Origin of the sequence: Streptomyces sp. TP-A0356, assembly GCF_001417775.1 — a bacterium.
GTDB lineage: Bacteria > Actinomycetota > Actinomycetes > Streptomycetales > Streptomycetaceae > Streptomyces.
The window spans coordinates 223,827-250,271 of the sequence record NZ_BBZJ01000021.1 but is presented as its reverse complement, the minus strand read 5'-3'; the positions used below and the strand labels follow the sequence as shown (position 1 = coordinate 250,271).

General features: G+C 71.5%; 28 protein-coding genes. 7 read left to right on the top strand and 21 right to left on the bottom strand.

All coding sequences use genetic code 11. From position 1 onward, the window contains the following. Positions 1-51: 51 nt before the first annotated feature. The 4 genes from ASC56_RS22090 to ASC56_RS22075 form a co-directional block, all read right to left on the bottom strand. Positions 52-1,176, bottom strand: coding sequence for a GuaB3 family IMP dehydrogenase-related protein (locus ASC56_RS22090; RefSeq protein WP_055493221.1), 1,125 nt, complete (start codon positions 1,174-1,176; stop codon positions 52-54). Between the two features lie 146 nt (positions 1,177-1,322). Next, positions 1,323-2,828: an IMP dehydrogenase gene (guaB, locus tag ASC56_RS22085; protein WP_055493220.1), complete on the bottom strand. Its 1,506-nt coding sequence runs from the start codon at positions 2,826-2,828 to the stop codon at positions 1,323-1,325. Between the two features lie 187 nt (positions 2,829-3,015). After that, entirely contained in the window at positions 3,016-3,591 is a 576-nt protein-coding gene (locus ASC56_RS22080) for a sigma-70 family RNA polymerase sigma factor (protein ID WP_055493219.1), read from the bottom strand. A gap of 256 nt (positions 3,592-3,847) precedes the next feature. Next, entirely contained in the window at positions 3,848-4,459 is a 612-nt protein-coding gene (locus tag ASC56_RS22075) for a response regulator transcription factor (RefSeq protein ID WP_003948568.1), read from the bottom strand. A gap of 378 nt (positions 4,460-4,837) precedes the next feature. On the opposite strand from ASC56_RS22075, the gene ASC56_RS22070 reads away from it, so the two are divergent. After that, on the top strand, positions 4,838-5,170 hold the full coding sequence (locus ASC56_RS22070) for a WhiB family transcriptional regulator (protein ID WP_055493218.1): 333 nt from the start codon (positions 4,838-4,840) through the stop codon (positions 5,168-5,170). Positions 5,171-5,542: 372 nt separating this feature from the next. Here ASC56_RS22070 and ASC56_RS22065 read toward each other — a convergent pair whose 3' ends face one another. After that, on the bottom strand, positions 5,543-6,439 hold the full coding sequence (locus ASC56_RS22065; protein ID WP_055493217.1) for a LysR family transcriptional regulator: 897 nt from the start codon (positions 6,437-6,439) through the stop codon (positions 5,543-5,545). 80 nt (positions 6,440-6,519) lie between these two features. Here ASC56_RS22065 and ASC56_RS22060 point away from each other — a divergent pair, with 80 nt between their 5' ends. The 3 genes from ASC56_RS22060 (at position 6,520) to ASC56_RS22050 (ending at position 8,932) form a co-directional block, all read left to right on the top strand. Then, complete coding sequence (locus ASC56_RS22060; protein ID WP_055493216.1) at positions 6,520-7,194, top strand: MOSC domain-containing protein; 675 nt, start codon at positions 6,520-6,522, stop codon at positions 7,192-7,194. Between the two features lie 88 nt (positions 7,195-7,282). Next, a complete protein-coding gene (locus ASC56_RS22055; protein WP_055493215.1) occupies positions 7,283-8,056 on the top strand; it encodes an SDR family oxidoreductase in 774 nt (257 codons plus the stop codon). 168 nt (positions 8,057-8,224) lie between these two features. Next, entirely contained in the window at positions 8,225-8,932 is a 708-nt protein-coding gene (locus ASC56_RS22050) for an ester cyclase (RefSeq protein WP_055493214.1), read from the top strand. A gap of 175 nt (positions 8,933-9,107) precedes the next feature. Here the strand turns inward: ASC56_RS22050 and groL are convergent, their stop codons facing one another. The 4 genes from groL to ASC56_RS22030 all read right to left on the bottom strand — a co-directional run bounded on the left by groL (position 9,108) and on the right by ASC56_RS22030 (position 13,631). Then, positions 9,108-10,733 (bottom strand): chaperonin GroEL, encoded by a 1,626-nt coding sequence (groL, locus tag ASC56_RS22045; protein WP_055493213.1) that lies wholly within the window; start codon positions 10,731-10,733, stop codon positions 9,108-9,110. A gap of 150 nt (positions 10,734-10,883) precedes the next feature. Beyond that, complete coding sequence (gene groES / locus ASC56_RS22040) at positions 10,884-11,192, bottom strand: co-chaperone GroES (protein WP_055493212.1); 309 nt, start codon at positions 11,190-11,192, stop codon at positions 10,884-10,886. Positions 11,193-11,841: 649 nt separating this feature from the next. Then, positions 11,842-12,663, bottom strand: a complete 822-nt coding sequence (locus ASC56_RS22035) for a polysaccharide deacetylase family protein (protein WP_234377016.1) — start codon at positions 12,661-12,663, stop codon at positions 11,842-11,844. Next, on the bottom strand, positions 12,660-13,631 hold the full coding sequence (locus tag ASC56_RS22030; RefSeq protein WP_079102656.1) for a polysaccharide deacetylase family protein: 972 nt from the start codon (positions 13,629-13,631) through the stop codon (positions 12,660-12,662). The genes ASC56_RS22035 and ASC56_RS22030 overlap by 4 nt, the downstream gene beginning before the upstream one ends. Before the next feature lie 90 nt (positions 13,632-13,721). Between ASC56_RS22030 and ASC56_RS22025 the strand changes: the two genes are divergently transcribed. Then, complete coding sequence (locus ASC56_RS22025; RefSeq protein ID WP_055493210.1) at positions 13,722-14,897, top strand: class I SAM-dependent methyltransferase; 1,176 nt, start codon at positions 13,722-13,724, stop codon at positions 14,895-14,897. Here ASC56_RS22025 and ASC56_RS22020 read toward each other — a convergent pair. The 5 genes from ASC56_RS22020 to ASC56_RS22000 all read right to left on the bottom strand — a co-directional run bounded on the left by ASC56_RS22020 (position 14,894) and on the right by ASC56_RS22000 (position 20,315). Next, positions 14,894-16,189, bottom strand: coding sequence for an RNA polymerase sigma factor (locus ASC56_RS22020; protein WP_055493209.1), 1,296 nt, complete (start codon positions 16,187-16,189; stop codon positions 14,894-14,896). The genes ASC56_RS22025 and ASC56_RS22020 overlap by 4 nt on opposite strands. A 44-nt stretch (positions 16,190-16,233) precedes the next feature. Continuing rightward, positions 16,234-16,590, bottom strand: coding sequence for a YciI family protein (locus ASC56_RS22015; protein WP_055493208.1), 357 nt, complete (start codon positions 16,588-16,590; stop codon positions 16,234-16,236). Between the two features lie 165 nt (positions 16,591-16,755). Further along, a complete protein-coding gene (locus ASC56_RS22010; RefSeq protein ID WP_199836039.1) occupies positions 16,756-17,802 on the bottom strand; it encodes an LCP family protein in 1,047 nt (348 codons plus the stop codon). 217 nt (positions 17,803-18,019) lie between these two features. Further along, positions 18,020-19,393, bottom strand: a complete 1,374-nt coding sequence (locus ASC56_RS22005; protein WP_371330241.1) for an ATP-binding protein — start codon at positions 19,391-19,393, stop codon at positions 18,020-18,022. A gap of 244 nt (positions 19,394-19,637) precedes the next feature. Continuing rightward, complete coding sequence (locus tag ASC56_RS22000) at positions 19,638-20,315, bottom strand: response regulator transcription factor (RefSeq protein WP_055493207.1); 678 nt, start codon at positions 20,313-20,315, stop codon at positions 19,638-19,640. A gap of 134 nt (positions 20,316-20,449) precedes the next feature. Between ASC56_RS22000 and ASC56_RS21995 the strand changes: the two genes are divergently transcribed. Beyond that, a complete protein-coding gene (locus ASC56_RS21995; protein ID WP_055493206.1) occupies positions 20,450-21,064 on the top strand; it encodes a PepSY domain-containing protein in 615 nt (204 codons plus the stop codon). A gap of 13 nt (positions 21,065-21,077) precedes the next feature. Here the strand turns inward: ASC56_RS21995 and ASC56_RS21990 are convergent, their stop codons facing one another. Genes ASC56_RS21990 through tsaB form a run of 4 tightly spaced genes read right to left on the bottom strand, consistent with a single transcriptional unit; the run spans position 21,078 to position 23,599 of the window. Further along, complete coding sequence (locus tag ASC56_RS21990) at positions 21,078-21,332, bottom strand: hypothetical protein (RefSeq protein WP_055493205.1); 255 nt, start codon at positions 21,330-21,332, stop codon at positions 21,078-21,080. Next, complete coding sequence (tsaD, locus tag ASC56_RS21985) at positions 21,329-22,426, bottom strand: tRNA (adenosine(37)-N6)-threonylcarbamoyltransferase complex transferase subunit TsaD (protein WP_055493204.1); 1,098 nt, start codon at positions 22,424-22,426, stop codon at positions 21,329-21,331. The genes ASC56_RS21990 and tsaD overlap by 4 nt, the downstream gene beginning before the upstream one ends. Further along, complete coding sequence (rimI, locus tag ASC56_RS21980) at positions 22,419-22,916, bottom strand: ribosomal protein S18-alanine N-acetyltransferase (protein WP_055493380.1); 498 nt, start codon at positions 22,914-22,916, stop codon at positions 22,419-22,421. The genes tsaD and rimI overlap by 8 nt, the downstream gene beginning before the upstream one ends. Positions 22,917-22,945: 29 nt before the next feature. After that, positions 22,946-23,599, bottom strand: a complete 654-nt coding sequence (gene tsaB / locus ASC56_RS21975) for a tRNA (adenosine(37)-N6)-threonylcarbamoyltransferase complex dimerization subunit type 1 TsaB (protein ID WP_055493203.1) — start codon at positions 23,597-23,599, stop codon at positions 22,946-22,948. A gap of 172 nt (positions 23,600-23,771) precedes the next feature. On the opposite strand from tsaB, the gene ASC56_RS21970 reads away from it, so the two are divergent. After that, on the top strand, positions 23,772-24,329 hold the full coding sequence (locus ASC56_RS21970; RefSeq protein ID WP_107309312.1) for a hypothetical protein: 558 nt from the start codon (positions 23,772-23,774) through the stop codon (positions 24,327-24,329). Positions 24,330-24,356: 27 nt separating this feature from the next. On the opposite strand, the gene ASC56_RS21965 is transcribed toward ASC56_RS21970, so the two are convergent. The 3 genes from ASC56_RS21965 to ASC56_RS21955 form a co-directional block, all read right to left on the bottom strand. Further along, positions 24,357-24,539 (bottom strand): hypothetical protein, encoded by a 183-nt coding sequence (locus tag ASC56_RS21965; RefSeq protein ID WP_055493201.1) that lies wholly within the window; start codon positions 24,537-24,539, stop codon positions 24,357-24,359. Between the two features lie 172 nt (positions 24,540-24,711). Next, positions 24,712-25,242 carry a tRNA (adenosine(37)-N6)-threonylcarbamoyltransferase complex ATPase subunit type 1 TsaE gene (gene tsaE, locus ASC56_RS21960; protein WP_055493200.1) on the bottom strand — a complete coding sequence of 177 codons (531 nt, stop codon included), beginning with the start codon at positions 25,240-25,242 and terminating at the stop codon, positions 24,712-24,714. Next, on the bottom strand, positions 25,211-26,443 hold the full coding sequence (locus ASC56_RS21955) for an alpha/beta fold hydrolase (protein ID WP_055493199.1): 1,233 nt from the start codon (positions 26,441-26,443) through the stop codon (positions 25,211-25,213). The genes tsaE and ASC56_RS21955 overlap by 32 nt, the downstream gene beginning before the upstream one ends. Positions 26,444-26,445 lie beyond the last annotated feature (2 nt).

Sequence of the window (26,445 nt, the reverse complement as noted above, 5' to 3'; positions counted from 1 at the left end):
CTCACGAAGGGCCCGGCCCACCGGCGGGTGAACCGGGCCCCGCGCTCGGTGTCAGCGCTTGTGCTGTGCGTCCGCCACGGTCACCTCGACGCGCTGGAACTCCTTCAGCTCGCTGTAGCCGGTGGTGGCCATGGCGCGGCGCAGGGCGCCGAAGAAGTTCATCGAGCCGTCCGGGGTGTGCGACGGGCCCGTGAGGACCTCCTCGATCGTGCCGACCGTGCCGAGGTCGACCTTCTTGCCACGCGGCAGCTCCTCGTTGACCGCCTCCATGCCCCAGTGGTGGCCCTTGCCGGGCGCGTCCGTGGCGCGGGCCAGCGGAGAGCCCATCATGACGGCGTCGGCGCCGCAGGCGATCGCCTTGGGCAGGTCGCCGGACCAGCCGACGCCGCCGTCCGCGATCACGTGCACATACCGGCCGCCGGACTCGTCCATGTAGTCGCGGCGGGCCGCCGCCACGTCCGCGACGGCCGTGGCCATGGGGACCTGGATGCCCAGAACGTTGCGCGTGGTGTGCGCGGCGCCGCCGCCGAAGCCGACCAGCACGCCGGCCGCACCGGTGCGCATCAGGTGCAGAGCCGCGGTGTACGTGGCGCAGCCGCCGACGATCACGGGGACGTCGAGCTCGTAGATGAACTGCTTCAGGTTCAGCGGCTCGTGCGAGTGGGAGACGTGCTCCGCCGACACCGTCGTACCCCGGATGACGAAGATGTCCACGCCCGCGTCGACCACGGCCTTGGAGAACTGGGCCGTGCGCTGCGGGGAGAGTGCGGCCGCGGTGACCACGCCCGAGTCGCGCACCTCCTTGATGCGCTGCCCGATCAGCTCTTCCTTGATGGGAGCCGCGTAGATCTCCTGGAGACGGCGGGTCGCGGCGTCGGCGGGCAGCCCGGCGATCTCGTCGAGGAGCGGCTGCGGGTCCTCGTACCGCGTCCACAGGCCTTCGAGGTTCAGCACGCCGAGGCCGCCGAGCTCACCGATGTGGATGGCGGTGGCCGGGGAGACGACCGAGTCCATGGGGGCCGCCAGGAAGGGCAGCTCGAAGCGGTAGGCGTCGATCTGCCAGGCGATCGAGACCTCCTTCGGGTCCCGCGTACGGCGGCTGGGGACGACGGCGATGTCGTCGAAGGCGTACGCCCGGCGGCCGCGCTTGCCGCGCCCGATCTCGATCTCAGTCACGTCTGTGGCCTTTCCCTCTGCGTTTCAGCGTCTTCCAGTATCGCCGACGGGCAGGCGACGGTCGCCCCGGAGGCGCGAGGAGGGCGGTCCCGGAACCTCCGGGCCGCCCTCTGACGTGCTCCACCCGCGCTTCACGCGCGCGTGGATCAGCTCTTGCTGTAGTTCGGCGCCTCGACCGTCATCTGGATGTCGTGCGGGTGGCTCTCCTTGAGGCCCGCGGACGTGATCCGCACGAACTGGCCCTTGGCCTGCAGCTCCGGAACGGTCCTGCCGCCGACGTAGAACATCGACTGGCGCAGGCCGCCGATCAGCTGGTGGACGACCGAGGAGAGCGGGCCGCGGTAGGGCACCTGCCCCTCGATGCCCTCGGGGATCAGCTCGTCGTCGGAGGCGATGCGCTCCTGGAAGTAGCGGTCCTTGGAGAAGGACCTGCGGTCGCCACGGGACTGCATGGCGCCCAGGGAGCCCATGCCGCGGTACGACTTGAACTGCTTGCCGTTGATGAAGAGGAGCTCGCCGGGCGACTCCTCGCAGCCGGCGAGCAGCGAGCCCAGCATCACCGTGTCGGCGCCCGCGACCAGGGCCTTCGCGATGTCGCCGGAGTACTGCAGACCACCGTCGCCGATGACCGGGACACCGGCCTCCCGCGCCGCGAGCGACGCCTCGTAGATGGCGGTCACCTGGGGGACGCCGATGCCGGCGACCACGCGGGTCGTGCAGATGGAGCCGGGGCCGACGCCGACCTTGATTCCGTCCACGCCGGAGTCGATGAGCGCCTGGGCGCCCTCGCGGGTGGCGATGTTGCCGCCGATGACGTCGACGCCCGAGGAGTTCGACTTGATCTTGGCGACCATGTCGCCGACCAGCCGGGAGTGGCCGTGCGCGGTGTCGACGACGATGAAGTCGACGCCCGCCTCGATGAGGGCCTGGGCGCGCTCGAAGGCGTCGCCCGCCACGCCCACCGCGGCACCGACGAGCAGGCGGCCCTCGGCGTCCTTGGCGGCGTTCGGGTACTTCTCCGCCTTCACGAAGTCCTTGACCGTGATCAGGCCCTTGAGGACACCCGCGTCGTCGACCAGCGGAAGCTTCTCGATCTTGTGACGGCGCAGCAGCTCGATGGCCTCGTCGCCGGAGATGCCGACCTTGCCGGTGACCAGGGGCATCGGGGTCATGACCTCGCGCACCCGACGGGAGCGGTCGCTCTCGAAGGCCATGTCGCGGTTGGTGACGATGCCCAGCAGCTTGCCGGCGTTGTCGGTGACCGGGACGCCGCTGATGCGGAACTTGCCGCACAGGGCGTCGGCCTCGGCGAGCGTGGCGTCCGGGTGGATGGTGATCGGGTTGGCCACCATGCCGGACTCGGAGCGCTTGACCAGGTCGACCTGGTTGGCCTGGTCCTCGATCGACAGGTTGCGGTGCAGTACGCCGACGCCGCCCTGGCGGGCCATCGCGATCGCCATGCGCGACTCGGTGACCTTGTCCATGGCGGCGGACAGGAGCGGGATGTTGACCCGGACGTTCTTGGAGACGTACGAGGTGGTGTCGATCTGGTCGGGCGCCATGTCCGACGCGCCCGGCAGCAGCAGCACGTCGTCGTAGGTCAGCCCGAGTGTCGCGAATTTCTCGGGCACTCCGTCGACGTTGGCAGTCATGACACCTTCCCCAAATGGCCTTGATCGGTGCGGATGTCCATGCTAACGGGAAGCACGGGTCTCTCATTCCACGGTTCGGGGTGACCCTGGGCCTCGTATGTTCGTACGGAAACGGGGGGTCGCCTGTTCATCCGGCCCGTGAGCCAAGGGTGCGGGCGAGGTGGGAGCAGGCTCCCGGCGGAGGCCGCTACTGCTCGGCGAGCGCCCGCAGCCGGCTCAGCGCCCTGTGCTGCGCCACCCGCACCGCTCCCGGTGACATTCCCAACATCTGACCCGTTTCCTCCGCGGTCAAGCCCACCGCGATGCGCAGCAGCAGCAGCTCGCGCTGGTTCTCCGGCAGATTGGCCAGGAGCTTCTTGGCCCACTCGGCGTCGCTGCTCAGCAGCGCCCGTTCCTCGGGCCCCAGCGAATCGTCCGGGCGCTCCGGCATCTCGTCCGAGGGGACCGCCGTCGAGCCCGGATGACGCATCGCCGCGCGCTGCAGATCGGCGACCTTGTGCGCGGCAATCGCGAAGACGAACGCCTCGAAGGGACGCCCGGTGTCCTTGTAGCGCGGCAGCGCGAGGAGCACCGCGACACAGACCTCCTGCGCCAGATCCTCGACGAAGTGGCGCGCGTCGCCGGGCAGTCGGGACAGACGCGTACGGCAGTAGCGCAGCGCCAGAGGGTGAACACGGGCGAGCAGGTCATGGGTCGCCTGCTCGTCGCCGTCGACGGCACGATGGACGAGCGCACCGATCAGCGTTGTCTCGTCGTCGCGCATCGGTCCATGGTGCCTCGGCGTCGTCCGATCCGTGGCACCGCGTCCGTAGTTGTGCACCGAAGCGTTATGAGCAGGTGCGCCGGAACTCATCTCCTGCGCCCTCCCCTCCCGCTCGACCGACTCGTCCCCGAGGAACTCCACACCTCAAGGATGCGGCATCCGCGGCGAAACGAGCAGCGGGCACCCGGCGGGCCCCGTTGCCAACCCCGCCCACCCTGCGGTAGGCGGGGATCCGCACACCCCCGCGGTGATCCACTTAACGGACCAGGCCCCACCGGAAGCCGAGCGCCACCGCGTGCGCGCGGTCCGAGGCGCCGAGCTTCTTGAACAGCCGGCGGGCGTGCGTCTTCACGGTGTCCTCGGAGAGGAACAGCTCGCGGCCGATCTCCGCGTTGGAGCGGCCGTGGCTCATGCCCTCCAGCACCTGGATCTCACGCGCGGTGAGCGTCGGCGCTGCTCCCATCTCGGCCGAGCGCAGCCGACGCGGCGCGAGCCGCCAGGTCGGATCGGCGAGCGCCTGCGTGACGGTCGCCCGCAGCTCCGCGCGCGAGGCGTCCTTGTGCAGATAGCCGCGCGCGCCGGCGGCGACCGCGAGCGCCACACCGTCCAGGTCCTCGGCGACGGTGAGCATGATGATGCGCGCCCCGGGGTCCGCGGACAGCAGCCGCCGCACGGTCTCGACGCCGCCCAGACCGGGCATGCGTACGTCCATCAGAATCAGGTCCGAGCGGTCGGCACCCCAGCGGCGGAGGACTTCCTCGCCGTTGGCCGCCGTCGTCACACGCTCGACGCCGGGCACGGTCGCCACCGCGCGGCGGAGCGCCTCTCGGGCAAGCGGGGAGTCGTCGCAGACGAGGACGGATGTCATGACCGCCCTCCGCAGCTGATGCGCGTCACCTTGAGCCTCCAGGCTGGTACGAATCGTCACCTGTGCGGTCGACGCCCTCGGACGCCTGCCCGAGCGCTTGTTGTTTCAACCGCCTCCGCACTCTCAACGATGGTCACTCGAAAGAGTTACGGTGCAGCAAGCCATCTTCGGCACTGTACGTGAGGGCACGGACACGCTGCAGACATGCGCGGCAGACCCTCGAACTTTCACCACAACCATGCCCCATTTAGCCGCTTTTCTTCCCGTTCGCTGGTGTCTGGGGCTAGATTCGCAATGAGTCATATTTTCATCTCGTAAGATCGTCGTTGTACGGTCGGGGGAACATATCCGCCCAAAACGGAAACAAGGGGACACGCAATGGCAGATTTCTCCCGCCTTCCCGGTCCGAACGCGGATCTGTGGGACTGGCAGCTCCATGCGGCCTGCCGCGGGGTCGACAGTTCGCTCTTCTTCCATCCGGAGGGCGAGCGCGGCGCGGCCCGGAGCGCTCGTGAGAACTCGGCCAAAGAGGTCTGCATGAGGTGCCCCGTACGCGCGGAGTGCGCGGCCCACGCACTGGCGGTGCGCGAGCCGTACGGCGTGTGGGGCGGACTGACCGAGGACGAGCGCGAAGAGCTCATGGGACGGGCGCGGAACCGGCTGGTGCCGGCGTCGAGTACCAGCGGGGGCACCGCCGCCTCGAACAGCTGAAAGAACGTTTCTGCAGGGACGGGCACGCAGTCGAATGCCCACACCTTCCGGGAGGGATGTCTCCGGGGAGAGGTACCGCTAGGGGGTCAGGGGGTGTTCCAGGGGCGAAGGACGGCCTACCAGGGGGCTGCATCGGGGGCGAGGGACAGCCCAGGGGCTGCACCAGGGGGAGAGCTACACCCAAGGGGACGCATCGGGGGCGAAGGACTACCAGGGGGACGCACCGGGGGCGGAGGACGACCAGGGGGACGGATCGGGGGCGGAGGACGACCCGGGGGAAGCAGACGGTCCGGGGGACGCAACGGGGGCGAAGCAAGGACTTGAGGAGCGCGGCCCGACCGCACGGCAGGCGGTTCGGGCGTCGAGTGCGCCCTATCGCAGGGCCGCCCGTGCCAGTTCCCCCAGCGTCGCCGCGACCGCCGGCACATGGGCGAGGTCCGGCAGCGTGAGGGCGACGATCTCCCGCCGCACCACGGGCTCCAGCCGGACGGGACGCGCGCCCCTCGGACGTACCGACTCGATCGCGAGCTGCGGCAGGACCGCCACTCCGAGGCCCGCACCGACCAGACCGGCCACCGCCGGGTAGTCGTCGGTCGCGAAGTCGATGCGGGGCGTGAAGCCGGCGCTCTCGCACACCTCCACCAGCTGCCCGCGACAGCGCGGGCAGCCCGCGATCCACGGCTCCCCGGACAGTTCACCGATGGCGACCGACTCCGCGCGTGCCAGCCGGTGCCCCTCGGGGACAAGACCGACCAGCCGGTCGGTGAGCAGTGGGCGTACGACCAGGTCGTCCCACTCCTCGGCACCCGCGGCGCCCTCGTAGCGGAAGGCGAGCGCGATGTCGCAGTCGCCCGCGCGCAGCTTCTCGACGGACTCGGGCGGCTCGGCCTCCTCCAGGGAGACCCGGGTGCCGGGGTGCGCGGCGCGCAGTGCGGCGAGCGCGGCGGGGACGAGCGTGGAGCTGCCGCTCGGGAAGGACACGAGGCGGACGCGGCCGGCCCTGAGGCCGGCGATGGCGGCGACCTCCTCCTCGGCGGCGGTCAGCCCCGCCAGGATGCCCGCCGCGTGCCGGACCAGCGCCTCGCCGGCCTGGGTCAGGCGCATCTCGCGACCGTTGCGGATCAGCAGCGGAGTGCCGACGGACGTCTCCAGAGCCTTCATCTGCTGGCTGACGGCGGGCTGGGTGCAGCCGAGCTCGCGACCCGCCGCCGAGAAGGAGCCGGTGGCGGCCACGGCGCGCAGCACACGGAGATGACGGGCCTCGATCACCCTGTGAGCATAAGCGAATCTTGGGTTCGGGAGCCAATAATGCGTCGCTGCTTTGACCGCCCATCCCCTACCGTGCGGACATGAAGCTTCTGTCTCTGAACCTGGGCCGACCCGTGGCCGTCGACTACACCGACCAGCCGGAGGGCCTGACCGGCATCGACAAGCGACCGGTGGACGGGCCGGTGCGGGTGACCGCACCGGGGCCCAAGGGGACCGGCGCGAGCGGGGTGGCCGGGGACGCCGTCTGCGACCTGCGGCACCACGGCGGCGACGACCAGGCGGTGTACGCGGTCGCGCGCGAGGACCTGGACGGCTGGGAGCGCGAGCTGGGCCGGGCACTGCCGAACGGATCGTTCGGCGAGAACCTCACCACGGAGGGGCTGGACGTGTCGGGCGCGCGGATCGGCGAGCGCTGGCGCATCGGGTCCGAGCTGGTGCTGGAGGTCACCTCCGGGCGGATTCCGTGCCGCACCTTCCAGGAACACCTGGGTGAGCGCGGCTGGGTCAGGCGGTTCACGCGGAAGGGGGCGCCCGGCGCCTATCTCAGGGTGGTGGTGCCCGGTGAGATACGGGCGGGCGACCCCATCGAGGTCGTGCACCGGCCGGACCACGAGGTCACCGTCGCCTTCCAGTTCCGGGCGTCCACGACGGAACGGCATCTGCTGCCGCACCTGTTGACGGCCGGTGACGCGCTGCACACGGAGATCGCGGCGACGGCGCGGGAGTACGCGCAGAAGTACACGACGGGCAACTGACCTGTGGGGTAAGAGCGTTGGCGGCGGAGCGGGCCGAGGCGCCGTCCGGCGAGCGGACGCTGTCCGTCCGGGTCACTATCGTTGGCCCATGACAACGGCTCTGATTACGGGAGCGACCGCGGGCATCGGCGCCGCGTTCGCCCGGCGGCTCGCCGCCGACGGCCATGACCTCGTCCTGGTGGCCCGGGACACCAAGCGGCTGCGCGAGCAGGCGACCGAGTTGCACGACCGGCACGGCATCGAGGCGGAGGTGCTGACGGCCGACCTGGCCACCGACGAGGGCATCGAGGCGGTGGCCGCACGTCTGTCCGACCTCAAGAACCCGGTCGACCTGCTCGTCAACAACGCCGGCTTCGGCAACAAGGGCCGTTATCTCGACGTACCGATGGCCGACGAGCTGCGGATGCTCAAGGTGCACTGCGAGGCCGTGCTGCGGTTGACGAGCGCCGCGGCGGAGTCGATGCGCACGCGCGGCCGCGGCGGGATCGTGAACGTGTCCTCGGTCGCGGCCTTCGTCCCGCGCGGTACGTACGGTGCGTCCAAGGCCTGGGTCGTGCAGTTCACGCAGGGCGCGGCGCGGGATCTGGCCGGGTCCGGGGTACGGCTGATGGTGCTGTGCCCGGGCTTCGTCCGTACGGAGTTCCACGCGCGGGCCGGGATGGGCACGGACAACATCCCGAACTGGATGTGGCTGGATGCGGACAAGCTGGTCGCCACGGCGCTCACGGATCTGGCCCGGGGCAAGACACTGTCCATTCCGGACCCGCGGTACAAGGCGCTGATGGGCGTGGTGAAGGTGGCGCCGCGCTCTCTGCTCGGGGGGATCTCCTCGCGGACGGGGCGCAAGTACGGGCCGCAGTAGCACACGCTGCGGCCTTCGACGGCCAAGGCCGCGGCTTCGGCGGCACGAGTACGAGCCGCCACAGGACATCGGCGGCACAAGTACGAGCCGCGACAGGACAGGTGACGCCGCCCCTCGGGTGGGAAAATGGCCGTACTGACCGGACCCAGGGGGGCCGGAGGCGGCGTCATGACTTTCGTCCAGCTCATCGACTGCAAGACCAGCCGATTCGACGAGATGAACCGGCTGATGGACACATGGGTCGAACGGACCAGAGGCAAGCGGACCGCGACACACAGCGTGATCGGCAGGGACCGCTCCGACGATTCACACTTCATCGAGATCGTGGAGTTCCCGTCGTACGAAGAGGCGATGCGGAACTCGAACCTCCCCGAGACCGACGAGGTCTTCCGCGAGATGGTCGCGCTCTGCGAGGAGAGGCCCACCTTCACCGACCTGGAGGTGGTGCGGGACGAGCAGTTGTACACGGCGAACGCCCGGCGGTTCTTCGAGATCCTCGCCATGAGGGGTGAACTGCCACCGCTCGACGGTCTGCTCGCGGAGAACTACCACGACCACGACCCCGCCAACGAGCAGGACACCATCGGGATGGACGCGATGCGTCGCGAGATAGAGATGTGGCGCAGCGCCTTCGACTTCGCTTTCGTCATCGACGACCAGATCGCCGAGGGCGACCGGGTCTGCACCCGGTGGACCTGGAAGGCCCGGCACACGGGCGAGTTCCTGGGGATCCCGGCCACGGGCAGGAACGTCGCCATCACCGGCATGACCATCTTCCGCTTCGGTGAGGACGGGAAGATCGTGGAGGGCTGGTGGCAGTACGACCGGCTCGGGCTGATGGCGCAGATCGGGGCGCTGGACGAGCTGGAGACCTAGGGCGACGGGGACGCGAACGGACACCGCGAGGGGGGCGAGGACGCGGCGAGGACGCGAACGGAAAGGGGAACGGGGACGGGGCCAGGACGGAACGGGACGGGACGGGCGAAGTGGGCAAGGCGAAGGCCCGGCACCCCAGGGGGCGCCGGGCCTCGGTGTGGCTTGGTGGCCTGTGTCAGTGGGCGTGGCCGTGGCCGTGGCCCGCCGCGGCCGGCTCCTCTTCTTCCTTCTTCTCGACGACCAGGGTCTCGGTCGTCAGCAGCAGGGAGGCGATGGAGGCGGCGTTCTCCAGGGCGGAGCGGGTGACCTTGACCGGGTCGATGACGCCGGCCTTGATCAGGTCGCCGTACTCACCGGTGGCCGCGTTGTAGCCCTGGCCCTTCTCCAGCTCGGCGACCTTGGAGGCGATGACGTAGCCCTCCAGACCCGCGTTCTCGGCGATCCAGCGCAGCGGCTCGACGACGGCGCGGCGGACGATGGAGACACCGGTGGCCTCGTCGCCCTGCTTGCCGAGGCCGTCCGCCAGCACCTTGGAGGAGTGGACCAGCGCGGAACCACCACCGGAGACGATGCCCTCCTCGACCGCGGCGCGGGTCGCGGAGATGGCGTCCTCCAGACGGTGCTTCTTCTCCTTGAGCTCCACCTCGGTGGCGGCGCCGACCTTGATCACGCACACGCCGCCGGCCAGCTTGGCGAGGCGCTCCTGGAGCTTCTCGCGGTCCCAGTCGGAGTCCGTGTTCTCGATCTCGGCCTTGATCTGCGCGATGCGGGCCTGCACGTCCTCGGGCTTGCCGCCGCCGTCGACGATGGTCGTGTCGTCCTTGGTGACCGTGACGCGGCGGGCGCTGCCCAGCACGTCCAGGCCGACCTGGTCGAGCTTGAGGCCGACCTCCTCGGAGACGACGGTGGCGCCGGTGAGGACCGCCATGTCCTGCAGCATCGCCTTGCGGCGGTCGCCGAAGCCCGGGGCCTTCACGGCGACGGCGTTGAAGGTGCCGCGGATCTTGTTCACGACAAGGGTGGAGAGGGCCTCGCCCTCGACGTCCTCGGCGATGATCAGCAGCGGCTTGGAGGAGCCCGCCTGGATGATCTTCTCCAGCAGCGGCAGCAGGTCCGCGATGGCGGAGATCTTGCCCTGGTGGATGAGGATGTACGGGTCGTCGAGGACGGCCTCCATCCGCTCCGGGTCCGTCACGAAGTACGGAGACAGGTAGCCCTTGTCGAAGGCCATGCCCTCGGTGAAGTCCAGCTCCAGACCGAAGGCGTTGGACTCCTCGACGGTGATGACACCGTCCTTGCCGACCTTGTCCATCGCCTCGGCGATGAGCTCGCCGACCAGCTGGTCCTGGGCGGACAGCGCGGCGACGGCGGCGATGTCGGACTTCTCGTCGATCGGGCGGGCCGAGGCCAGCAGGTCCTCGGAGACGGCCTTGACGGCGGCGTCGATGCCCTTCTTCAGGCCGGCCGGGGAGGCACCCGCGGCGACGTTCTTCAGGCCCTCGCGGACGAGCGCCTGGGCCAGCACGGTGGCGGTGGTCGTACCGTCACCCGCGACGTCGTTGGTCTTGGTCGCCACCTCCTTCACCAGCTGGGCGCCGAGGTTCTCGTACGGGTCGTCGACCTCGACCTCACGGGCGATGGTGACGCCGTCGTTGGTGATGGTGGGAGCGCCGAACTTCTTGTCGATGACGACGTTGCGGCCCTTGGGGCCGATCGTCACCTTGACCGTGTCGGCAAGCTTGTTGACGCCGCGCTCGAGGGCGCGACGGGCGTCCTCGTCGAACTTCAGGATCTTCGCCATGGAGCGTCTCAGTCCTCTCGATTGCGATGCTCGGCCGCCCTCCCGGAGCGGCCGCCATCGCGGTGAAGAACGAACCGCGCCCCCGGCGCCCGGCTGATCATCTGTCGCGGGGGGCCAGGGGCGCAGCTCAAAGCAGTCTGCTTGGGTGAATTACTTCTCGATGATCGCGAGCACGTCGCGAGCCGAGAGAACGAGGTACTCCTCGCCGTTGTACTTCACCTCGGTGCCGCCGTACTTGCTGTACAGCACGATGTCGCCGGTCTTGACGTCGAGCGGGAGACGCTCGCCGTTCTCGAAGCGACCCGGGCCCACGGCCAGGACGACGCCCTCCTGGGGCTTCTCCTTGGCGGTGTCCGGGATGACCAGGCCAGAGGCCGTGGTCTGCTCGGCGTCCAGCGGCTGGACCACGATGCGGTCCTCGAGCGGCTTGATGGCAACCTTGGAGCTGGCGGTCGTCACGATCCGACCTCCCCCTTCGGAGATCTCGCGGGGTTAACTGTCTGAGGTGGCGACCAGGTGGATCCGTCGTCGCGGGTGCCGGACCTGCCCGTCGCTTTGTTGGCACTCTCCGGTGGCGAGTGCCAGAGCCGAGACTATGACCGGGATTAGCACTCGGTCAAGCGGAGTGCCAATTGCCTGCGGCGCGGCGTGGAGCGTGGGGTCGCACGGGGCTCGTTCCGCGGCCGGGAGCGGCACCGGCCTGGAGGCCGCGCCCCCTTGAGTCGGCCGCTGGAGACCTGCGGCGTCAACGGGCGGTCGCGGGCGCGAGGAGCGGGGGCCGGGTGCAGTCGCCCGGGCGGGGCGGGGTACCCGACCGAAGCCGGACGGCCGGACCGGACGCCGACGAAAGCCCGGCAGCCGGACCACAGCCGGACCAGACGCCGACCGAAGCGGGGCGGCGGCCGGATCGAAGCAAGCAGGGGCCGGAGGTCGGCCCAAGACAGGCCCGGGCCCGCCCGGAGGGGACCGGAGCGGCCGAAGCCGACCCCGAAGGGGCGGGAGAGGGACCCTGGGCCCGGAACCCCGCTACAAGAGCCGGGGCCCCGAGCCCCCGGCGGCAAGAAGCGGGCCGCCACCGGCCACAAGAGGCAGCGCCGCCCCGCCCCCGCTACAAGTAGTCCTCCAAGCGGCCCACCGTGAGGCCCTTCGCCTGGATGCGGCGCAGGAGGCGGGTCGTCTCCGTGGTCAGGGAGGTGAGGGGGCGGCCCCCCTCGTGGGGCAGCACGATGTCGCCGGGGCGCGGGGACTCGCCCCCTCCGTACGGTTCCGGCTCCGGGCCCGGGCACGGGCGCCACAGGATCAGCGCCGTCACCCCGCAGTCCGCCGCCGCCCGGAGCGTCGTACGGTCGTATCTGCCGTACGGCGGCCGCAGCAGCCGGGGGCGCAGGCCCAGGAGGGATCTCAGCCGGTCCCGCTGGCCACAGATCTGGGCGCGCTGCTCCTCGTACGGCCGACCGCGCAGCGCGGCGTGGTCCAGGGTGTGGTTCTGGATGACCGCACCGGCCGCCCGCAGCCGTGCCACCCGCGCGTACCCCGGTCCGACGGCAGTGTCCGTGAGGAACACGCTGACCGGCAGCCGCAGTTCACGGACCATCTCGACGAACCGAGGGTCGTTCTCGGCACCCTCGTCGTAGGTGAGGAAGACGACCTTGTCCTCGGTGGGGACGCGGTCGAGGACCTCCGGCAGACCGGCCCCCGCCTGGTCCGCGCCGTGGGACAGGGGACGGGCCGGCCGGGGCGCGGGCGCGAGCGGGACGGCGAGCCCCCAGCGACGGTACGAACCGTCGCGCGGTCCCTGCGTCCGGCGCACCTTCTGCGCCGCCTTCTTGCCCAGCCGTTCGATCGGATCGACGGACTGGGCGCAGCCGGCCAGGAGTGCGGCGGTGAGCAGCCCGGCGAGCAGCGCCCACAACCGCCACCGTGCCCTCACAGGTAGTCCTCGAGGCGCGCCACGGCGTACCCCTCGTCCGTCACCTTCTTCAGGAACCGGCGGACCAGGTCGGTCATCGTGCCGTTCCAGTCCGACCTGCCGCGGAAGTGGGTCAGGACGATGTCCCCGGGGTGCAGGCTGCGGTCCCACTCGCGGTACTCCCAGTGGTCGACGTAGACCTCTTCGTCCCAGATCGGCGCGTACTTGATGCCGCAGGACTTCGCGGCGCGCAGGGTGTCCCCGTTGTAGTTGCCGTACGGCGGCCGGAAGACGGTCGGGCGCCTGCCGAACTCCCGCTGCATCACGTCCTGCATGCCGCAGATCTCCTGCCGCTGCTCCTCGTAGGGCAGTCCGGGCAGGTAGGGGTGGTGCAGGGTGTGGTTGTTGAGCGTGACACCGAGGTCGCGCATCTTCCGGAAGTACCCGTAGTCGTCCTTGACCAGGTAGTCGCTGAGGAAGGCGGTGTAGGGGATCTTCAGGTCGCTCATCATCCGCAGGAACGCCGGGTCCTTCTCCGCGCCGTCGTCGATGGTGAGGAAGACGACCCTGTTCCTGGTCGGGATGGTGGTGAAGATCGGGGGCAGGTCGTCCCCGTTCGTGACCTCGAACCCCGTGCGGAAGGTGATCAGCGGCTTCTGCTCCGGGGGTGGGGGCGCGGTCAGCGGCACCTTCGTCAGCCCCCAGCGCTTGGTGGCCGCCGCGCGCTCGGCGTACAGGGCGCGCAACTTGGTGGCGTACTCGTCGAGAGCGCGCGCTGACGGCGCCTTCAGGGGCTGCTGTCCGTGCGCCCCGTGCACCTCTCCCGGACCGGTGCAGCCGGATGCGAGGGCGGTGACGGCCAGGACGGCGAGGGTGCCACGCAGCACGGACGTGGCACCGGCACCCCGAGGACGCCGCACACACGAACGCTTTTCATACCCTTGGGGGCACTTCACACTCTTCTCATCATTTTGTCGCACCAGTCGCATGGTGCCGGATCCTTCCAGCCGTGGACCGACACGGCGGTTCGACACCGCGACCGGACGCACGTCATCCACCGACTGGCCGACAATGACCCCGTGAACGACCTCACCTTCGCCTCCCTGCTCACCCCCGAGGGCCGCGCCCTCCTCGACGAGGTGCGCGGCACCGCCCCGGCCCAGGAGCTGGCCGTCGCGACCCGGCTGCGCCGAGCACACCCCGCGGAGCTGGTCTCGGCGGCCCTCGCGCAGGCGCGGCTGCGCGAACGGGCGGCGGCGAAGTTCGGCGCGGACGCGGAGCGGATGTTCTTCACACCGAACGGCGTCGAGCAGTCCACCAGGAGCACCGTCGCGGCCCACCGCGCCGAGCGGCTGCGGGCGCTGGGCGTGACCTGCGTCGCCGACCTGTGCTGCGGCATCGGGGGCGACGCGATCGCGCTCGCCCGGGCGGGGATCCGGGTGCTGGCCGTGGACCGCGACCCGCTGACGGCTCGGGTGGCCCGGGCGAACGCCGCGGCGCTGGGCCTGTCCGCGCTCATCGAGGTACGCGAAGCCGATGTCATGGACGTGGACGTGTCCTCGTACGACGCCGTCTTCGTCGACCCGGCACGGCGGGGCGGCCGGGGCCGGATCTTCGACCCGGAGGCGTACGCGCCCCCGCTGTCCTGGGCCGTGGCGACGGCCCGGAAGGCCCCGTATGCCGCTCTGAAGGTCGCCCCGGGGATCCCGCACGAGGCGGTGCCCGCCGGGGCCGAGGCCGAGTGGATCTCGGACGGCGGGGACGTGAAGGAGGCGGTGCTGTGGTTCGGTACGCAGCCGGGGCTCGTACGGGCCACGCTGCTGCCCGGCCCCCGCGTGCTGCGCGGCCGCGGGCTGCCCGATCCGCCGGTGCGCCCGCCCGGCCGCTACCTCTACGAACCCGACGGCGCCGTGATCCGCGCGCACCTGGTGGCGGAGGTGGCCGAGGAACTGGACGGGGGGCTGATCGACGAGACGATCGCGTATGTGACGGCGGACGAGCACCGTGCCTCCCCGTACGCCACCGCGTACGAGATCACCGACCGAATCCCCTTCAACGTGAAGAAGTTGAAGGCGCTGCTACGAGAGCGGGAGGTCGGGGTCCTGACGGTCAAGAAGCGCGGCTCGGCCGTCGAGCCGGAGGAACTGCGCCACAAGGTGCTGCCCAAGCCGCACGGGGCGAACGCGGTGACCGTGTTCCTGACACGGGTGACGGGCGGGCCGACGATGCTGCTGGGGCACCCCGTCCAGCCCTAGCCCTGGCGCCCGGCCCGGCGGCAGTCCTCCGCGCGTGCCTCCAGCATCTCCCGCTCCCGTTCGTTGCGGGCGAGGGAGGCGGCGCGTTCGAACTCGGCGCGGGCCTCGGCCGTGCGCCCCAGGCGGACCAGCAGGTCACCGCGGACGCTCGGCAGCAAGTGATAGTCACGCAGGGCCGGTTCGGTGGCGAGGCCGTCGACGATCTCCAGGGCCGCTCCGGGGCCCTCGGCCATCGAGACGGCGACCGCGCGGTTCAACTCGACCACGGGCGACGGCGACCGGGCCGCCAGCAGGCCGTACAGGATCGCGATACGCGCCCAGTCGGTCTCCTCGTACGTGTACGCGTGCGCGTGGCAGGCGGCGATCGCGGCCTGGAGGGCGTACGGGCCCGGTGCCCCGGTGGCGGCCGCGTCGGCGCGGCCGAGGGCAAGGACGCCGCGGGCGATGAGCATGCGGTTCCAGCGGGCCCGGTTCTGGTCCCGGAGCAGGACGGGCTCGCCCTTGGGGCCGGTGCGGGCGGCCGCGCGGGACGCCTGGAACTCCAGCAGGGAGGCCAGCGCGTGCACTTCCGGCTCCTTGGGCATCAACTCGGCCAGCACACGGGCCAGCCGGAGCGCGTCCTCGCACAGGGCGGGGCGCAGCAGGTCGTCGCCGGCGGTGGCCGCGTACCCCTCGTTGAAGATCAGGTAGATGACCTCCAGGACGGATCCGAGTCTCGCCTCGCGCTCGGGTCCGTAGGGCACCTCGAAGGCGATGCCCTTCGCCGCGAGCGTCCGTTTCGCCCGCACGATGCGCTGGGCGACGGTGGCCTCCGGCACCAGGAACGCACGGGCGATCTCGGCCGTCGTCAGCCCGCCGAGCAGGCGCAGGGTGAGCGCGATACGGGACTCGGCGGACAGGACGGGGTGGCAGGCGGTGAAGACGAGCCGCAGCAGGTCGTCGTCGATGTCGTCCGGGTCGGCCGGCGCGTCGAGGTGGTACGGCGCCGCCTCCAGGTCCCGGCCCACCTCCGCCAGCTTGCGCGCGTACCGCTCCCGGCGGCGTACGAGGTCGATCGCGCGGTGCCTGGCGGTGGCCGTCAGCCAGGCGCCGGGGTTGTCGGGCACGCCGTCCCGGGGCCACTGCTCCAGGGCGGCGACCAGCGCGTCCTGCGCCAGCTCCTCGGCGATCCCCACGTCCCGGACGATCCGCGCGACAGCCGCGATGACACGCGGCGACTCGATACGGAAGACGGTCTCGAGGGCGTGGGCGGGGCCGTCGGGGGCCGGGGCGGTGGTGGGCTGCTGTTCCACAGCCCACCATGCAACACCCCCGGCGGACGAGCGCCAAGGTTCTCTCACGCCTCGGCGATCTCCCGTACCTCACAGGTGATCGTCCAGTACTCCTCGTGCACCCTCGCGAACCGCTTGGTCCACTCCACGGCCTCGTCCATGTCCTTGCACTGCGTGATGGCGTACCCGCCGACGACCTCCTTGGCCTCCGTGAACGGTCCGTCGGTGACCGTGAGGTTGCCGCCCTCCCAGCGGACCCGCTTGCCCTGGGCGGACGGCAACAGCCCAGCGGTGTCGAGCATCACCCCGGCCTTGGTGACCTCCTCGATCAGCTCACCCATCCGTTCCATCAGCTCGGGGCTGGGGCCCTCCGGCGGCGCGGTGGTCTCGTCGATGCGCACGAGCGACAGGTAACGCGGCATGGTGACTCCTCGGGTCTCGGGGCCGGGCTCCTCCCGGCCCCTCACCCCTGCGTCGAACGGGAGACACCCGGATCGACACGCTCGCGGAATCTCTTCGAGGAATTCTCTGCGCGCCGGTCGCACCCCGCCGCAGCGCGGAGCTCACCCCCGCCGCCCGACGTGACGTCAGCGGAGCGACCTCCACAGCTCACTCGCGGCCGGTTCGTTCGCCACCACCCGGTTGGGGTCAGAAGGGGCCGTCACCACCGGCATCATCACCGTCCGCACGTGCTGCGACGTCAGGCCCTGCAGGCTCTGGCCCAGGCGTATCAGTTCCGGCAGTGAGTCCAGGCCCGTGTCCGTGGTCAGGCTGCCGGTGATCGTGTCCGCGACCCGGTACAGCTTCGTGGGGTCGATGAGCACGTCCGTCGAGGCGATCCGTTCCAACAGCGCCTTCACCAGCTTCTGCTGCAGTCCTATACGGCCCAGGTCGCTGCCGTCGCCTATCCCGTGGCGCGTGCGGGCCAGGGCCAGGGCCTGCGTGCCGCCCAGATGGTGGGTGCCCGCCGTCAGCCGCAGATGACTCTTGTCGTCGTTGATGTCCTGGTCCGTGGTGACCGTGACCCCGCCGAGCGCGTCCACCAGCTTCGCGAAGCCCGAGAAGTCGATCTCCAGATAGTGGTCCATGCGGATGCCGGTGATCGACTCGACCGTCTTGACCGCGCAGACCGGTCCGCCCACCGAGTAGGCGCTGTTGAACATCGTGCGGTACGCCACCGCCGTCGTACCGCCCGACGCCAGCGGGCACGAGGGCCGGGTCACCAGGGTGTCGCGCGGGATGCTCGCAACCGTCGCCCTGGTACGGCCCGCCTCGATGTGCACCACCATCGCCGTGTCCGAGCGGGCGCCGGAGCTGTCGCCGCCGCCTAGCGCCGCGTTCGCCGTACCGCTGCGCGAGTCCGAGCCCAGGACCAGGATGTTCAGGGCGCCGCTGGGCAGCGTGGACGTGGAGGGCGTCGGGACCGGCGCGCGCGCCGGACGGTCGTCGCCCAGCGCGCTGTTGATGTCGACGCTCCTGATGTTGTGGTTGAACCGCCAGTACGCCCAGGCCGCCCCGGCGACCGAGAGCACGAGTCCGCACGCGACCACGGCGCCGACGACCTTCCACACGCGTGACCGCCGGCCGCCGTACCTCTCGGTGTCCCCGCCCCCGTGCTCCTCTTCTGAAGTCACACAGAGGAACGTAAGTCGGAATTATTACGAGCAGGGACGCCTGACCGGCATTCTTCGGATAATCTCACGCTTCTCAGTGCGCCTTCAGGCGACCGTCACGCGCCCGCACCACGCCGGTGGCGCCCCGGTGCTGCTGCGCTCCGCCAGACTCGTCGCCGGCTCCACCCGGGACGCCGCCGCGGCCCGGGCCCTCGGGGTCCGGACGAGGATGGAGCCGTCAGAGTTCGGACCGTGAGAGTGGGATGCGGGCGACGATGCGGGCGCCGTGCGGGTGGGGCTCGGCGGTGAGGGTGCCGTGGTGGTGGGTTGCGATGTCGCGGGCGATGGCCAGGCCGAGGCCGGCTCCGCCGAGGTCGCGGCTGCGGGCGTCGTCCAGGCGCGTGAAACGCTCGAAGACCCGGTCGCGGTCGGCGTCCGGAATGCCCGGCCCGTCGTCGCTCACCTCCAGCACGGCCGTCCGGGTGCCCCGATCGGCGCGCAGGGCCAGCTCGATTCGCCCGCCGGCATGCCGTTGGGCATTGTCGAGCAGATTGGTCAGGAGCCTGGTGAGCCGGCCGCGATTGCCCTCGACGACGACGCCGGGTTCCAGCCTGGTGTCGATGCGGATCCGGTCGCCGTGGCGCACGGCGACGGTCGTGCGGCAGAGTTCGGCCAGGTCCAGCGGGTGACGCTGAACGGGCTCGGCCGCGTCCAGACGGGCCAACAGCAGCAGGTCGGAGGCGAGGTCCTGGAGCCGGACGGTGTCCTCCAGGGCGTCGCCGAGCAGGTCCGGCCACAGCGCCGGGTCCGGGTGGGCGAGGGCCACCTCCAGCTGGGTGCGCAGGACGGTGATCGGGCTGCGCAGTTCGTGGGAGGCGTCGGCGATGAACCGGCGCTGGCGGACGACCGCGTCCTCCAGCCGGTCGAGGGTGGCGTTCATGGTGCGGGCGAGTCGGGCGACCTCGTCCTGGGCGGCCGGGACCGGGACCCGGCGGTGCAGGGCGTGTCCGGTGATCTCGGCGACCTCGGACCGGATGGCTTCCACGGGACGCAGCGCCCGCCCGGTCACCCACCAGGTGACCAGCGCGACCGTGGCCAGGAGCAGCGGTGTTCCGATGCCCAGCGCGACCGCGGTGATCTCGTCGGCCGCGTCCGCCTCCCGCAGGGACGTGCCCGCGTACACGACGACCGTGCCGCCGGGGGTCCGGGCGGTGACGGCGACGATCCGCTGGCGGTGCCCGTCCTCGAACGGCTCGCCGGACCAGGTGGCGCGCAGCCTGCCGTCGTGGGGACGGAGGTGGGCCACGGCCGTTCGGCCGGCGAGGTTCTGGCTGGCGGCCAGCACGCGTCCGTGGGCGTCGACGACCTGGATGAAGTCGGCGCCGTGGCCGAGCGGCAACGGGTCCGGGAGCCTGCCCTGGGCGGCCAGCCGGCCCACGGTGTTCGCCTGCTGGGTGGCGGCGTCGTTGGCGTTGCGCTGGAGGTTGGCGTGCAGGATGCCGAGCAGCGCGAAGGATGCGGCGCTCAGCGCGACGGCGACGACGGCGGTCGCCCCGAGTGTCGCCCGCGCCCGCACGGACCCCGGCCACAGGCGCCGCGCATGCCGCAGCACGGTGGCGCGCAGACGCCGGGTCGCGGCCGGGATGCCCTCGCGGGCGAATCGTCCAGGGCCCTTCTGACGGATCTCCGCGGCGTCGCGACACCCGGCACGCGCCCCCAGCCTTCGGCCGGGAGGCGCCCCCGCTCGCCGCACCGCGCGAAAGCCCAGCAGCGCCGCCACGAGGACTTCCGCCCGGCACGCCGAGAGCACGCACCGGACGCCGCTCCTTGTCCCACGCAGACCCGTCAGAAGCGCCCTAGCCACCGTCGGCCGCCAGCCGGTATCCGGCACCGCGGACGGTCTCCAGGGCGGACCGCCCGAAGGGGGTGTCGATCTTGCGACGGACGGCGCTGACATGGACCTCGACGAGGTTGAGGTCGGCCTCGAAGGCGGAGTCCCAGACGTGCTGGAGGATCTCGCGCTTGGACACCACCTCGCCCGCGCGGCGGGCCAGGTACTCCAGGATCGCGAACTCCCTTGTGGTCAGCCGCACTTCGCTGCCGCCGCGGACGCAGGTGCGGCGGGCCGGGTCGATGACCAGGTCGCCGAGCGCGAGTGTCGCGGGGAGCCGGTGGCCGGTGCGGCGGTGCAGTGCCCGGAGCCGGGCCACCAGGACCACGTAGGAGAACGGCTTGGACAGGAAGTCGTCGGCGCCGGTGTCCAGCGCCTCGGCCTCGTCGTACTCGCCGTCCTTGGCGGTGAGCATCAGGATCGGCGTCTCGCTGCCGGCCGCGCGCAACCTGGCGCAGACGCGGTAGCCGTTGAGGCCGGGCAGCATGATGTCGAGCACGATCACGTCGTAGCCGTGCTCCAGGGCGAGCCACAGCCCCTGGTTCCCGTCGTGGGCGACGTCGACGGTGAATCCCTCGGCCGTCAGCCCGCGCTGCAGGGCGGCGGCGAGCCGCTTCTCGTCCTCCACCACCAGTACGCGCACGGAGTACAGCCTCGCATGCCGTCCGCGAGGTTCCTGAAGACGCCTTCAGCTGCCTTCAGCCTGGCTTCAGCAACGGCGCTCCAAGCTGACCGCAGCAGCCGGCGCAGGGCCGGCCGAACCATCAGGAGCCGAGCATGTCCCAGCCCGTCCCGCCGGAACACCCCGAGTCCACGCAGGCCAGGAAGCTGTTTTGGCGGCGCCTTCCGCGGCTGGGCCGCAGCCGTGTGGTGGCTGTCGGCGCCGCGGTGGTCCTGCTGGGCGGTGCCGCCGTGGGCGCCGCCGCACTCGCGGAGCACCACCACGAAGGAAGGGGCGGACACGACCGCGTCGCGGCGGAGCAGGACCGGCGGGGCGGCGACGAGACCCGCGGTGGCGACACCCGCGACGGCGACGAGGGAAGGTTCCGAGGGCACGGGAACGGCCGAGGCACGGACGGCGGCCAGGACGACAAGTCCCAGGCGGCTCAAGGCACCCAGGGCACCCAGGGAGCCCAGGGAACTCAGGGGAATCTCGCGCCCGCGCCGGTGCCGGCGGTCGCGGCGGACAAGGCTGTCCAGGCGGCCACCAAGGCGGTCCCCGGTGGGAAGGCGGACGCGCTGCGCGTGGTCGGACAGCAGGGCGGCGGAAGCGCCTGGGAGGTCGAGGTGCTGGGCACCGACGGCGTCCGGCACCTGGTGACCATCGACGGTGCGAGCGGCTCGGTCACCGGCAACACCGTGGCGCCCACCTCTGGGAGCAACGGAGGCTGAAGTCCCCGGCTCCTCACCCGTCCATCGACTCGAACCGCCACCGGTGCACCGCCCGGGTCACCAACTCCCCGCCAGGCTCGGGGAGTTCGGGAAGGTCGGCGTCGTACGACGCATCCCACCACGTGATGATCAGGACCCGGTCCTGGGGCGCGCGGAAGGTCTCGCGGCGCAGCGGCGCGGGCGTCAGCTTCTGCTCCCGGGCCCAGGCCAGCAGCTCCTCGCCCCGTCCGGCGGCGGCCCGGGCCTCCCACATCAGGGCGACGGTCACGAGTACAGGTTCTCCTTGCTGATCTCGTGCACGTGATCGTGGCTGTGCGAGTGGCCCGGCACATGCGGGTCCGTCACCGGAAGCGACGAGTCCGCCGACAGATCCCAGTCAGAGGCGGCCCGCCCCCGGGCGACCATCTCGGCTCCCAGGGCCGCGACCATCGCGCCGTTGTCCGTGCACAGCTTGGGGCGGGGCACCCGCAGCCGGATCCCGGCCGCGGTGCACCGCTCCTCGGCCAGCACGCGCAGGCGCGAGTTCGCCGCCACACCGCCGCCGATCATCAGATGGTCGACGCCCTCGTCCTTGCAGGCCCGTACGGCCTTGCGGGTCAGCACGTCCACCACCGCCTCCTGGAAGGAGGCCGCCACGTCCCGTACCGGCACTTCCTCCCCCGCCGCTCGCTTCGCCTCGATCCAGCGGGCCACGGACGTCTTCAGGCCGGAGAAGGAGAAGTCGTACGCGGGGTCGCGCGGCCCGGTCAGACCGCGCGGGAACGCGATCGCGGCCGGGTCGCCCTCCTTCGCGTACCGGTCGATGACCGGGCCGCCGGGGAAGCCGAGGTTCAGCACCCGCGCGATCTTGTCGAAGGCCTCGCCCGCCGCGTCGTCGATGGTGGCGCCCATGGGGCGTACGTCCGACGTGATGTCCGTGGACAGCAGGAGGGACGAGTGTCCGCCGCTCACCAGGAGCGCCATCGTCGGCTCGGGCAGGGCGCCGTGCTCGAGCTGGTCCACGCAGATGTGGGAGGCGAGGTGGTTGACGCCGTACAGCGGCTTGCCCAGGGCGTACGCGTACGCCTTCGCCGCCGAGACGCCGACCAGCAGCGCGCCGGCCAGACCGGGCCCGGCGGTGACCGCGATACCGTCCAGGTCTTTCGCGCTCACCCCCGCTTCCTTCAGCGCCCGGTCGATCGTGGGCACCATCGCCTCCAGGTGCGCGCGGGAGGCGACCTCCGGCACCACCCCGCCGAAGCGCGCGTGCTCGTCGACGCTGGACGCGACGGCGTCCGCGAGGAGGGTGGTACCGCGGACGATGCCGACACCGGTCTCGTCGCAGGAGGTCTCGATCCCCAGGACCAGGGGTTCGTCAGCCATTGCTCTCGGTTCCTTGTACTGATTCGGAGCCCGCAGCGCAGCCGCTGTCGGGCACGGTGGTCAGACGCATCACCAGGGCGTCCACGCTTCCCGGCTGGTAGTAGCCGCGCCTGAAGCCGATGGGCTCGAAGCCGAAGCGCTCGTACAGCTTCTGCGCGCGCACGTTGTCGACCCTGCATTCGAGCATCACCTCGGCGCACTCGAAGGAGGTCGCGGCCCTGAGCAGCTCGGTCAGCAGCCGGCCGCCGAGACCCGTGCCCCAGTGGTCGCGGGCGACGGCGATGGTCTGGATGTCACCCAGGTCGCCCTGGGCCGCCAGCCCCGCGTATCCGACGACCCGCTCGCCCTTGACGGCCACGATGTACCGCCGGGTCGCCTCCGGACCCCGGGAGTGCGCCAGCTCGGACCAGAACATGCCCCGCGACCAGGCGTCCTCGGGGAAGAGGTCCTTCTCGAGGCCCAGTACGGAGTCGATGTCCCACCAGCGCATCTCGCGCAGCTCGGGCGTCACGGGCGCGGTCACTTGGGGGTGACCACCTTGTAGTTCTTGGGCACCTGCGCGTCCGGGCGGCGCAGGTACAGCGGACGGGGCGCGGCCAGTTCCTCGCCCGCCGCCAGCCTCTCGACCGCCAGGGACGCGAGCGCCGCCGCCGAGACGTGCTCGGGCTCGCGCGCCTGTTCGAAGGTGCCGGGATACAGCAGCGCGCCGGCGCCGACGGCGGGCAGCCCCGCCACCTGTTCCGCGATGTCCGCGGGCCGGTCCACGGCGGGCTCGGTGACACGGGTCCGGGCGTTGTCGTAGCGCGCCCAGTAGACCTCCTTGCGGCGCGCGTCCGTGGCGACCACGAACGGCACGGTGAGGTCGGAGGCGTAGGCGAGGGCGTCGAGGGTGCACAGGCCGTGGACGGGCACGCCGAGCGCGAGCCCGAACGTGTCGGCGGTCATCAGGCCGACGCGCAGCCCGGTGTACGGGCCGGGGCCCACGCCCACGACGATGCCGGTGACGGCGTCGAGCCGTGTGTCCGCCTCGGCGAGGACCCGGTCGACGGCGGGCAGCAGCAGCTCCCCGTGTCGACGAGCGTCCACCTGGCTCGACGAGGCGACGACGGACGTGCCGTCGTGCAGGGCGACGGTGACGGCGGGGGTGGCGGTATCCAGAGCGAGCAAGAGCACGCAAACAGCCTACGGCGCCCGCGCCCGGCGCACGGCCGACCCGGTCCGGCCCGCGCCTGCTGCTACCGTCACAGCGAAGACGTACGACCGAATCGGCAAGCGAATCGGTACGTCGTACGAGGGACACGGGCGACGCGTACTTCCGCGTGCTGGGTCGAGAGGTGGGCACAGGGTGGCTAGGAGCAGCTCGGGAATCGTGGCCGGGCTCACCGCGGCGGCCATCATGGCTGTCGGTTTCCTCGCCTTCCAGGCGTCGGCACACGTGCCCGACTCGCTGGGCAAGCCGCAGGTGAAGAAGTCCCCGGCGCACGGCCCGTCGAGGTCACCCCGGGACACGAAGAACCCGACGGCGCTGCCGGGCGGCTCGGGCACCGGTGAGCGGGTGGTGTACTCGCTCGGCGACAACCGGGTGTGGCTGGTCGGCGCGGACAACAAGGTCCAGCGCACGTTCGGCGTCACACCGGGGACGGTGGACCCGGCCCCGGGCACGTACCCGGTGAACTCCCGGTCCGCCACCGGCACCGGATCGGACGGTACGGCGGTGGAGCACATCGTGCGGTTCGCGGTGGCCGGCGACAGCGTCGTGTTCGGCTTCAGCGCGGCGGTGGACGGCACGACGGCCCCGCCCGACGCCTCGAAGAAGCTGGGCGGGATCCGCGAGTCCCGAGCGGACGGCACGGCGATGTGGGAGTTCGCGACCTTCAACACGAAGGTCGTCGTCATCAAGTAGCCGGGAGCGCATGCCGCGCCGGGGGGCCTACGCGGCGCGACGGTGCTCCTCGGTCGCGGGCGTCGGGCGGGGCTGCGGAGGTGCGGGGTCCCGCGGCGGTGTCGAGATCACCTTCGCCGCGGCGCACGACGCCAGCAGGTCCCGCATCGACACTCCGGCGGTCCCGGCGACCACGCGCGGCGGCGTCTCGTCTCGTTCTGAAGCCGGCATGGACGCCTCCTGGAGTCGCGGGGGCGGGCATGGCCAGGCAGACTTAGGCAGACCTAACCATGGACTGATGTCCATGTGACCACGCCCGGTACCTGCGGCGCAACACTTTGCCGACGGCTTGTCGGCACGGTCGGCCGAGGAGTCGACCGAGGATACGAACGCACCGGGCCGCTCAGGCCGACAGCACACCCAGGTCCACCGTCGCCCAGCGCTGTCCGAGCCCCGTGACGGTGACGTGCCGCACCTCGTCGGTCGTGTCCCCGACGGCGCGGTGGATGACCACGTGGAGCCGGTCGTCCGTCAGTTCCTCGACCTTGCCCTCGCCCCACTCCACGACGACCACCGACTCCGGCAGCGAGATGTCGAGGTCGAGGTCCTCCATCTCGTCCAGCCCGCCGCCCAGGCGGTAGGCGTCCGCGTGGACCAGCGGCGGGCCGTCCCCGAGGGACGGGTGCACACGGGCGATCACGAAGGTCGGCGAGGTGACCGCGCCCCGCACGCCCAGTCCCTCGCCGAGGCCGCGGGTCAGCGTGGTCTTGCCCGCGCCCAGCTCGCCGTTCAGCATCACGAGGTCGCCGGCGCGCAGCAGCTTGGCGAGACGGCGCCCCAGTTCCTGCATCTGTTCGGGGGAGGTGACGGTGAACTCGGTGGTGACGCCCGGCATCGGGGCCTCAGCCGGGCTGTGCGGTGCTGGTGCTTCCATAGCCACCCACGGTAGCCCCTGCGGGGACCGCTCCCGCGCGCACGAGGAGGTCGGCGAGGCGGTCCGTGACGACCTCGGGGTGCTCCAGCATGACGAGGTGCCCCGCGTCCGGCACGAGCACCAGTTCGGCGTCCGGCAGCAGACCGGCGATCGCCTCGCTGTGCTCGCTCGGGGTGACCAGGTCCTGGACGCCGGCCAGTACGAGCACCGGCAGACCGGCGAAGCGGGCCAGCGCCTTCGTCTTGTCGTGGTCGGTGAAGGCGGGGTAGAACTCGGCGACCACGTCGATCGGCGTGCCCTCGATCATCCGCTCCGCGAACCGGGCGACGGCCGGGTCGACGTCCCGGGAAGCGAACGAGTACCGCTTGATGATCCCCGCGAACAGGTCGGCCGTGGCCCTGCGCCCCCTCTCCACCAGCGCGGCCTGCTGCCCCAGCGCCTTCAGCACGCCGGGGAGTATGCGCCGCACGGCGTTGACGCCCGCGACCGGAAGCCCGAAGTTGACCTCGCCGAGGCGCCCGGAGGAGGTGCCGACGAGGGCGACGCCGACGACCCGGTCGCGGATCAGCTCGGGGTACTGGTCGGCGAGGGCCATGACCGTCATACCGCCCATGGAGTGACCGACGAGCACCATCGGGCCCTCCGGCACGGCCGCGTCTATCACGGCCTTGAGGTCGCGCCCGAGCTGGTCGATGGAGACGGGCGTGCCGTCGGCCTGGGCCATCCCGCGCGCGGAGCGGCCGTGGCTGCGCTGGTCCCAGTGCACGGTGCGGACGACGCCGCGCAGAGCGGCCCGCTGGAAGTGCCAGGAGTCCTGGTTGAGGCAGTAGCCGTGGCTGAAGACGACGGTGACCGGGGCCGGGGCCTTGCGCCCGAAGAGTCGGCGGCGGCGTGGTGCCGAGCCGCCCTCCGGCTCGACGTCGTCGACCTCGTAGTACAACTCGGTGCCGTCGTCCGCCCGCGCCTTGCCGGGGGTGCCGCGCAGGGCTCCGTACGGTCCCGCCGAGTCGAGGGCGAGCCGGGCCTTGCGGCGCATGCCGCGGCCGACCGTCATCCGCTCGATGGCGACACCGGCCGCGGCGCCCGCCGCGACCACGCCTATCGCGGCGCCGGCGACACCGGCGATGCGCCAGTTCCCGGCGGCAGTGGCGGCCGCGCTCCTGACGGCCTCCACGGCCGTCTCCGCGCTGCTCTCGCTCACGT

Bases quoted from the DNA above. Each gene is read 5' to 3' on its own strand.
- guaB (WP_055493220.1), bottom strand. From the start codon at position 2,828: ATGACTGCCAACGTCGACGGAGTGCCCGAGAAATTCGCGACACTCGGG.
- ASC56_RS22080 (WP_055493219.1), bottom strand. From the start codon at position 3,591: ATGCGCGACGACGAGACAACGCTGATCGGTGCGCTCGTCCATCGTGCC.
- ASC56_RS22075 (WP_003948568.1), bottom strand. From the start codon at position 4,459: ATGACATCCGTCCTCGTCTGCGACGACTCCCCGCTTGCCCGAGAGGCG.
- ASC56_RS22070 (WP_055493218.1), top strand. From the start codon at position 4,838: ATGGCAGATTTCTCCCGCCTTCCCGGTCCGAACGCGGATCTGTGGGAC.
- ASC56_RS22060 (WP_055493216.1), top strand. From the start codon at position 6,520: ATGAAGCTTCTGTCTCTGAACCTGGGCCGACCCGTGGCCGTCGACTAC.
- ASC56_RS22055 (WP_055493215.1), top strand. From the start codon at position 7,283: ATGACAACGGCTCTGATTACGGGAGCGACCGCGGGCATCGGCGCCGCG.
- ASC56_RS22050 (WP_055493214.1), top strand. From the start codon at position 8,225: ATGACTTTCGTCCAGCTCATCGACTGCAAGACCAGCCGATTCGACGAG.
- groL (WP_055493213.1), bottom strand. From the start codon at position 10,733: ATGGCGAAGATCCTGAAGTTCGACGAGGACGCCCGTCGCGCCCTCGAG.
- ASC56_RS22030 (WP_079102656.1), bottom strand. From the start codon at position 13,631: ATGCGACTGGTGCGACAAAATGATGAGAAGAGTGTGAAGTGCCCCCAA.
- ASC56_RS22015 (WP_055493208.1), bottom strand. From the start codon at position 16,590: ATGCCGCGTTACCTGTCGCTCGTGCGCATCGACGAGACCACCGCGCCG.
- ASC56_RS21995 (WP_055493206.1), top strand. From the start codon at position 20,450: ATGTCCCAGCCCGTCCCGCCGGAACACCCCGAGTCCACGCAGGCCAGG.
- tsaD (WP_055493204.1), bottom strand. From the start codon at position 22,426: ATGGCTGACGAACCCCTGGTCCTGGGGATCGAGACCTCCTGCGACGAG.
- rimI (WP_055493380.1), bottom strand. From the start codon at position 22,916: ATGCGCTGGTGGGACATCGACTCCGTACTGGGCCTCGAGAAGGACCTC.
- ASC56_RS21965 (WP_055493201.1), bottom strand. From the start codon at position 24,539: ATGCCGGCTTCAGAACGAGACGAGACGCCGCCGCGCGTGGTCGCCGGG.
- tsaE (WP_055493200.1), bottom strand. From the start codon at position 25,242: ATGGAAGCACCAGCACCGCACAGCCCGGCTGAGGCCCCGATGCCGGGC.